The organism is Rickettsiales bacterium, from assembly GCA_029252805.1.
In the GTDB taxonomy this organism is placed as follows: domain Bacteria; phylum Pseudomonadota; class Alphaproteobacteria; order Rickettsiales; family JALZUV01; genus JALZUV01.
On the sequence record JAQXAR010000061.1, the window covers coordinates 1 to 8,201 of the forward strand.

Here is an 8,201-nt window from a genome sequence, read left to right on the forward strand (position 1 = left end):
GCATTTTAATCTGTTCTTGAAAGAATGTGAGTGGAGGTTTAATATGGGCACACCAAGTGACTTACTGGCAGACCTGAAAAAGTTGCTCAAAGAATATTATTAGGTGTCAGCCCCAAAATTAATTATATTGTATAAACAGCATCAGAAAAATAAATATTTTGCTGCAATTTGGGGTTTTAAGAGTTGAAAATAATCACTCAAATATCTCAAAAGGAGATATAATTAGGCGGGGCATGTATTTATCATGCGATACACAAAAGAGAGTGAAAAGAAGACTTAGAGTATAGCTGGAAGACTTCTAAATAGCTTGTTACAGTTTTGTGACAATTGTGATTTAAGCTGGATGCTTCATTCTGTTGCGCAGTTTTTTCTGCAAATCACTGAAATATTGAGCCCTTGGTTGCGCCATTCCACGAAATATGTTTCTATCACCCTACGCACGGTCAGTCCCGTGTGCGGGGACCGCTAACCCCCATATACGCAAAGCGGCTAAACATGGTTCGGCACGCAACAGCTTCCTTATACCTATTCGGTTTTGGCCGGATGGTGTGGGAATGTCCAAGGTTCGCCCAAATACCATGCACCTCTTAGCTTTGCGGGGGTCTTTATGGATAGAGCACTTAGCACGTCTTGTGCAGTGTTGATGCCTTCTACATTGGTGAAGCTTAAGATGTCAGCGCTGGCTTGGAAGTCAGTGATGGTGTCAGCGTCGAAATCGGCAATAAATTGGAACGTATCATCACCTGCACCACCGGTGAGTTCATCATCGCCGCGACCACCTATTAGGGTGTCATTACCGGTACCACCTATTAGCGTATCATCGGCGCCATTTGCGGTGAATAGGGTGTAGCTGCTGCCAAAATCAGCTCCTGTGGCAATGAGATCATCAATACCGTCACCATCCCAATCGGTGGTTTGTAATGACGTAGCATCATCATAGCTAAAGCGGATAGCAGTACCGTTGGCTTCGTAAATTTTAATACCGCTATCGGGGTTGCCATTCTGATAGAAAGCTTGTGCTGAAACGATTTCATCCACGCCATCACCATCGATATCCAGAGTGATATGCTCGCCCAAATCGTTGTAAGTTACGCGAGTCAAAACTCCTGCGCCTTCCATCAGCACGGTGCCAACGACATTCGCGCCGCCTGTATAGGTGCCTTCATTACTCACCAGTTCAAGACTTGCATCTGCATCAAATTGTCCAATTTGGAAATCAGGTTCATTCACATAAGCATGGCGAGTCATGATACCAGCAGCATCGTAAGTGACGACACCACCAATACCAACACCGGAGCCATAAGTTCCTTCATTAGAGATCACATTATCGGAGCCATCTGCATCCGTATCGGCAAGTTCAAAATCACCAAGTGTATTGTAAGTCAGACGAGCCAAGCTACCAGCAGAATTATACCAAACGCCACCAGTAATAGCTGCGCCACCACCATAGGCTCCACCATCGCTGACGATTTCTAAACTGCCATCGCCATTGATATCGCCTACTTCAAATTCACTAAGGCTGTTATAGCTGATTTGTGTGTAACTATTTACATCGCCTGCATCGTACCAACCGAATCCACCAGTCGATGCATTGGCAATAATATCCAACTGCCCATCACCATCCCAATCAGCTATTTCGTAATCTCCAAAATCAGTATTGGCGGCAATCACAGCAGAGACCATATCCTTACCATTAATCCAAACGAGGTCATTACCACTCACACCATATTGACTAATAATATCCATTTGTCCGTCATTATTCCAATCGAGGAATTGGTGTGTGCCGAGATCTAAACTCGTAATAACGGACTCACTATAGGTGCCTGTGAGGGTTCCGTTTAGGGTTTGGTTGGGAATAGTAATGCCATAGTCGCCATTTTGTTCCCAGTCAGCTAGATAGATGCTATTGCCATTTCCATCTTCAATATGCAAACTACCAAGACTGAGCGTAAAGCCAGATTGGCTCCCATCAAACACCACCCCATCAATCATGATAGATTCACCACCAGAAACTGTGTCTTCGCCGTAATTACCATTAAAGACAATACTGTCAGAGCCATCACCACCAATAATAAAGTCATTTCCCTCGCCGCCATCAATTGTATCATCACCGGCACCCGCAGCGATGAGATCCGCTTGCGAAGTACTTACGATAGATTCTGCGGCGGCAGTGCCTTCTTGAACGTTATCAGCCACAGAGTTTAACTTCACATTACTCTCATAAGCAGTGAGTTTATGCCCTGCGCTATAATAGTCTAAAATAATATCGCCATCTAGGGTCGTTGCCAATCGAGTCGCGGCAAAACCATCTGTAATAGTATCAATAGTTTTGAGGCTCGTAGCTCCTGTCAAAACTTTGAGATTTGTCGTTGTGCTATCAGTTACAAATGTATCACCAAAGAACGGATCATTTTCTTCATGCCCATCTTCACGATTCCAAGAAATGGCCACTTTATTACCTGCGAGTGCCTCAATATCAAGATAGCTTCCATTATGATTACCATTGCCTGCACCTAAGATTTGTTTAGCCGAATTCCCATCGCCTAGTACATCTACATAAAAGCCTTTGAAATTATCCGATGAAGTACCTGAACCATTGCTAAATTTAGTATATGCGACCACCACAGAGCCATCTGAACGCGTGACCATATCGTTAATACTGTCCCAAGTAGTTGAACCTGATGAATTGAATAAAGTTCCTGTTTCATTTCCTAACGCATCATAACTTTTTATAAATTGATTTTGCACTCCGCCAGATGACGTGCTCATTGCAACAGCAATTCCACCATCATTCAAAGAGGTGATTTCTTTAACCGTTGCTGAATTAGTGTTCCACTCTAAAACTTCTACATTGTTGGATAGTTGCGGAGTTCCATCTGCATCGTAGCGCTGAACATAATGATCATTCCCAATTCTAAAGTTATGCCAAAAGCCTCCGTCACTGGTAGCAGATATATCTCCTCTAAAGCCATTGGCAGCGGGTAATGATGTGTTGATCGAACCAGCGCTCCCATCACTTAAGAAGCTTTTCACCGAATTGATAGATTGAATGGCAATCTCGCCGTTACTTAGCAGTTCAACTGAGGCAACAAAGCTTGGAGCTGCCAGTACGGTGCTACTTCCTATCGCATCACCATCCGACTCATAATGCTGCATCGTTACCATCAGCCAACCCAACACTAAAACGAGTTCCACTCACGGCAGTCGTCGTCCCCTCCGACCAGCTCGTCGGATTAGGAACTTCCCCAAATTCCAACCCATAACTCCCTTCAAGAAAATTGAAATCTTGCAAGGTAATCTTATCGCTCGCCGTCGCCGGATCCGCATCATTGACCGCTAACACCAAATCACCGCCAACCTTCTGCGCATAGACCATCTTCCCCTCATGCACCATCTGCCAGATATCTGGGTCAGTGGTCGGTGTGAGAGTCCCCGATAGGTTCATACCATCTATCCGGATATTCCCTCCATTATCGATGATAGTGTCCTGCCCGAAACTGGTGGAACTATCAAAGATGAAAGTATCCGTGCCACTTTCCCCGAGTAGAATATCAGCCCCTAAGCCGCCTTCAATCGTATCGTTTCCTGCACCTGCAATAATGACGTTATTTTGGTTATCACCTACGATATCTTCTGTGCCTTCCTGATCACCACTTCCTTCCGGAATATAATCAATTAGAAAGTCAAAAGAGGTGTTTGCAGGTAAGTCGTAATGTGAAATTAAGGTTGTTTTTGCAGCTTCTAATTCACCCTGAATACTCTCTATTCCTGAAACGCCATTATGTGTTCCATTAGCCGGAATTGAGTAACTGATTTCATAAGTGAGAATATCAGGTTTATGCTCTGTATACATTTGCAGCGCTTGTATAGCATCGTTAACCGAGACATTAGACTCATCGTCATAAAGCTGAAAAGTTTCAGATTCTGCAAAACGACGATTTGCTATGCCTTGCGAGGCACTATTGCCACCGTTAGAGTCGTATCTGATTTCATACCATGCTTCAGCACGTTCTCCATTGTTGATTGCATCTTCTAAATTAGGGCCAATTAAAGAAGGGCTATTATACTGTAAGGATAATAATGTTACTCGCTCAGATGATAGGGGCACTGCTACTGAAAAGTTGTTATCCAAACCGGATTCATAGGCTGTAATGATTTCATTAAATACGCTTGTTACTTCTCCCTCATTAATAAAAGCAAAGTTTTTGTTGACACCATTGCTTATTAAAGACTGATTAAGATCGTTTTGGAGGGCTGTTAAATTGCCTGATGAATAAGTGTTGATAATACTGGTAATATCCGCTTCTAGGGCAGTAAGTGCCGCACCGGTTAAACCTGAAATTTCTTCAACTACAGCGCTACGATTCGATGAGTCTTGTAAATTTAAACCTATACCGATTGTCGGGATGCCAACAGAGTCCTCATAAACGGTTAGGCTAACATTACCACTCTCTTCCATATTCTTAATGAAGTCATATCGAGCAGTGTTGTATGCAGCAGTTGATAGCGTATTGTAAGTAATAGTCATGTTAATCTCCTAATTTACGAGAATTGATTGTTTTACTCTGTTCTCTACAAGCCGGAATTTCTGCACGAGAGCCTTGTATACTTAGCGAGCTTTCTGCTATACACTTTAAGAATTGTTGGTCTAAGGTACGGTCTTCATTTCGCCCCCAATGAAGATTTAAATTACGGCCCCCATCGTTTAGATTTTTTTTGTATTTTGCGAAAAAATACCCGCCACTTTTGTGTTTTGAGAGACCAATATTAATTTCTTCTATGTAAGCGAAGTTGTCTTCGTCTGTAGAATGGCAATACGGTGAGAAAAATACGTTATCTAGCAACATATCATCATTTTCGTATAATGTTACGCGAGCTCGAGGAGCTGAGCCGCATTGCCCCTTTGCACGAAATGGAGGCATCGCTCCCACAATACGATAGGTCGCTTTTTTGAGTTTGCAGGAATAATCAAACTCCCCAGGTAACAGGAGTAAATCTTCTTGTAGTAATTTTTCTTTGAGATCAGCGCGATCCTCTTTATCATGCGGCCAATCGTAGTAGATTCTTATAGGCTTTGCATAAAACAAGTTCATATCTTCGACACAATGCACTTGAATCAAATCAATCCATTCATCTGCCTTCGCCACAAATGGCAAAGTCAATATAGCGCTGAATAACACCAAAATTAGTTTTTTCATTCTTACCTTCTTATTATTTGTGTCCTGTTAATCGTGCACTTTTTGTTATTTTTGCAACACTATCAGCTAAATCAGAAGTTGCAATAAGGTAAGTTAAGTTTTTAACTTTAAGTTGCCATTTGTGACTCATCTTATTAATTTTTGTATGTAGTGCTCGGTGCAAGTTACTGAAAATATAAGGAGAACATACCTTCTTTATTGTAAATGGAGGTGAGGGGTGGTTTTTCTGTTGAGAACGGCACCAAAAGGGCACCGTGGTTAACGGTGTTGTGTGCTATATTTTCTAAGTTACTGAAAAATATGGTGCCGGCTGCCGGGATCGAACTGGCCACCTGATGATTACAAATCAACTGCTCTACCAAATGAGCTAAGCCGGCACACGAGGAGTCTTTTAGTAGAGGATTTTTCATTTGGCAAGAGGGTTTATGCAGTTAATTGTTTAAAAATATCTTCAAGGTCGGCTTCGTGGGTGGTTAAGTCGCGAATTTTGATGTTTGCGGCGCCCAAGGACGCAAAAATTTCGCTAAAGCTAGTTTCACTTGGGCGGTAATCGATAACGAGCTTGCCATCGAGTAATTTGGCGCAGAAGCCTTCTAAGCCCTCAGGGAGTTTTTTTAGCGGTTTTTGGAGCTCGATGACGAGTTGCTTGGAATCTAACTGCTTAAGTAGATTCTCCGTACTGTCATGCGCGACGATTTCACCGTGATTGATGACGGCAATTTGATCGCAAAGTTGTTCAGCTTCTTCTAGATAGTGAGTGGTGAGCAAGATGGTCGTGCCAGCAGCATTTAGCTCACGAATATATTTCCACAGGCTTTCACGTAGTTCGACATCGACGCCTGCGGTGGGCTCGTCGAGGATGAGCACGGGCGGATTATGTACGAGCGCTTTGCCGATCAACACGCGGCGTTTCATTCCGCCCGATAGGCGGCGGGTATTGATATCGGCTTTATCGGAAAGCCCCATGGCATCGATAATTTCCTGAGTGCGGCGCATAGCCTTAGGCACACCGTAATAGCCAGCATGAATTTCTAGCGCTTCACGGACGGTGAAGAAGGTGTCAATGACCAGCTCTTGCGGCACTACGCCGATGGAAAGGCGGCTATTGCGCATGTCTTTATCAACATCGTAGCCACCAATTTTGACCTGACCGGAGGTTTTATTGACCAATCCGGCCATAATATTGATGAGCGTGGATTTTCCGGCACCATTGGGGCCAAGTAACCCAAAGAATGAGCCTTGAGGTATGGTTAAATCAATCCCCTTAAGGGCCTGCTTCGGTTCACTGCGTTTGTCACCGGCATAGGTTTTTTGCAGGTTCGAGATTTCGACGGCGGCGTGAGCCATTATTTCAAGCTTTGGAGATAAGCAATCAGATTAGCACGTTGTTCTGGTTTTTTGATGCCCGCATAAACCATCTTGGTGCCTTTAGCGAATTTCTTCGGCTTAGTGAGGAACTCAGAGACGTTTTGCGCGGTCCATTTTCCGGGAACAGCTTGCAGCGCATCGGAATAGGCATAGCCAGCGGATGAGGCGATATCACGGTTAAAGACGCCGTAAAGTGCCGGGCCAACCTTATGTGCGCCGCCTGCATCGAAACTATGGCATGCGGTACATTTTTTGCTGAAGACTTTACCGGCTTCTAGGTCAGCTGCGGCGAGGAAGGGGTGGATATCAACCGGTGCCGCATCGGCAGCAACCGTGCCAGCGCCTGCCGTTTCAACGACTTCGATACTGTAACCGCGCTTTTCAAGATCGGTTACAGGGTGATACATTAAATCAGTGACGAAACCCGCCACCATTGCGATGATGCCTGCCAAAAGAATAGACGCAGCAATTTTATTCATTTCCATGAGTTTGCAATTCTCCGTAATTTATGGCTTCTTATACCTACGCCAACTTAAGGATGCAACCACCAACATGAACCCAATCGTTTCTTTTACTCTATCATTTATTGGCATAAATGTTAGAGGTGCCCAAACGTCGCACATACTTCGCCAGAAAGCTGGCGGGCTGATCTTGTCAGCCTATCCGAAATATCGAGGAATTTTGTAAAATGACTAACCCTATTATCCTTATTCCCGCCCGCATGGCCTCAACGCGTTTACCGAACAAGCCGATGGCCGATATTGCCGGTGTGCCGATGATCGTGCAATGCTACCGTCGTGCACAGGAGTCGAAGTTGGCGCGGGTGGTTGTGGCTTGTGATAGTGCCGAAATCGCAGAGGCTATAGCCAAAGAGGGGGGCGAGGCGGTGTTGACGGATCCTGACCTGCCCTCGGGTTCCGATCGTATTTACGCGGCACTTACTCAAGTAGATGCAGCAGGCGAGCATGATATTATCGTCAATCTACAAGGTGATATGCCGACGCTTGATCCTTCTGTCATTGCATCTGTGCTCGAGCCACTTATCTCCGATGCGCATTGCGATATCGCTACGTTAGCGGCGCAGGTCCATACCGATGAAGAACGTGTGAACCCCGCTGTCGTGAAAGTCGTGATCGCCCAGGGCGGGCAGGCTTTATATTTCTCGCGGAACTTGATTCCGGCAGGCGAGGGGACGCATTATCATCATATTGGTATTTATGCCTATCGCTGCGCCGCGTTAGAAAGGTTCGTCGCGATGGCGCCTTCGCCCTTGGAGAAGCGTGAGAAGTTGGAGCAGCTACGCGCGCTAGAAGCCGGCATGAAAATGGGCGTGAGTGTGGTCAATACGGTGCCACTTGGTGTTGATACTCCGCAGCAATTAGAACAAGCCCGCGCGCTTCTAGCGTAAATTGTCACAGAACTGTCACGTGCATTTAAGCGATCAATAAGTTACAATTTAGGGGTTCAATGGTCTATCTTAAAACTCTTTTTATTATTTCTTAAAACTTGTTTTATCATTAGATTTGGGGCTGACACCTAACATTTAAATTGTTAGGAGTTATTGATGTATATAAAGCATTGTAAGTTATCGAGAAATAAGCAGTTAGAGTTGATAAAATATTTCATTGCGGGTTC

At 44.5% G+C, this 8,201-nt stretch carries 7 protein-coding genes and 1 tRNA gene; 2 read left to right on the top strand and 6 right to left on the bottom strand.

Annotation, left to right across the window (positions count from 1 at the left end):
• The coding region (locus P8P30_10970; protein MDG1288062.1) for an IS1595 family transposase at window positions 1-103 on the top strand (103 nt) is incomplete at its 5' end.
• A gap of 422 nt (window positions 104-525) precedes the next feature.
• Here P8P30_10970 and P8P30_10975 read toward each other — a convergent pair.
• The 6 genes from P8P30_10975 to P8P30_11000 form a co-directional block, all read right to left on the bottom strand.
• Window positions 526-3,195 carry a hypothetical protein gene (locus tag P8P30_10975; protein MDG1288063.1) on the bottom strand — a complete coding sequence of 890 codons (2,670 nt, stop codon included), beginning with the start codon at window positions 3,193-3,195 and terminating at the stop codon, window positions 526-528.
• Window positions 3,143-4,528 (bottom strand): hypothetical protein, encoded by a 1,386-nt coding sequence (locus P8P30_10980; protein ID MDG1288064.1) that lies wholly within the window; start codon window positions 4,526-4,528, stop codon window positions 3,143-3,145. The genes P8P30_10975 and P8P30_10980 overlap by 53 nt, the downstream gene beginning before the upstream one ends.
• A gap of 1 nt (window position 4,529) precedes the next feature.
• A complete protein-coding gene (locus tag P8P30_10985) occupies window positions 4,530-5,198 on the bottom strand; it encodes a hypothetical protein (GenBank protein ID MDG1288065.1) in 669 nt (222 codons plus the stop codon).
• Window positions 5,199-5,499: 301 nt separating this feature from the next.
• Window positions 5,500-5,575 (bottom strand) — tRNA-Thr (locus P8P30_10990).
• Window positions 5,576-5,621: 46 nt separating this feature from the next.
• Complete coding sequence (locus P8P30_10995; GenBank protein MDG1288066.1) at window positions 5,622-6,545, bottom strand: ABC transporter ATP-binding protein; 924 nt, start codon at window positions 6,543-6,545, stop codon at window positions 5,622-5,624.
• Window positions 6,545-7,051, bottom strand: a complete 507-nt coding sequence (locus tag P8P30_11000; protein MDG1288067.1) for a cytochrome c family protein — start codon at window positions 7,049-7,051, stop codon at window positions 6,545-6,547. The genes P8P30_10995 and P8P30_11000 overlap by 1 nt, the downstream gene beginning before the upstream one ends.
• A gap of 203 nt (window positions 7,052-7,254) precedes the next feature.
• Here P8P30_11000 and P8P30_11005 point away from each other — a divergent pair, with 203 nt between their 5' ends.
• Window positions 7,255-7,974 carry a 3-deoxy-manno-octulosonate cytidylyltransferase gene (locus P8P30_11005; GenBank protein ID MDG1288068.1) on the top strand — a complete coding sequence of 240 codons (720 nt, stop codon included), beginning with the start codon at window positions 7,255-7,257 and terminating at the stop codon, window positions 7,972-7,974.
• Window positions 7,975-8,201 lie beyond the last annotated feature (227 nt).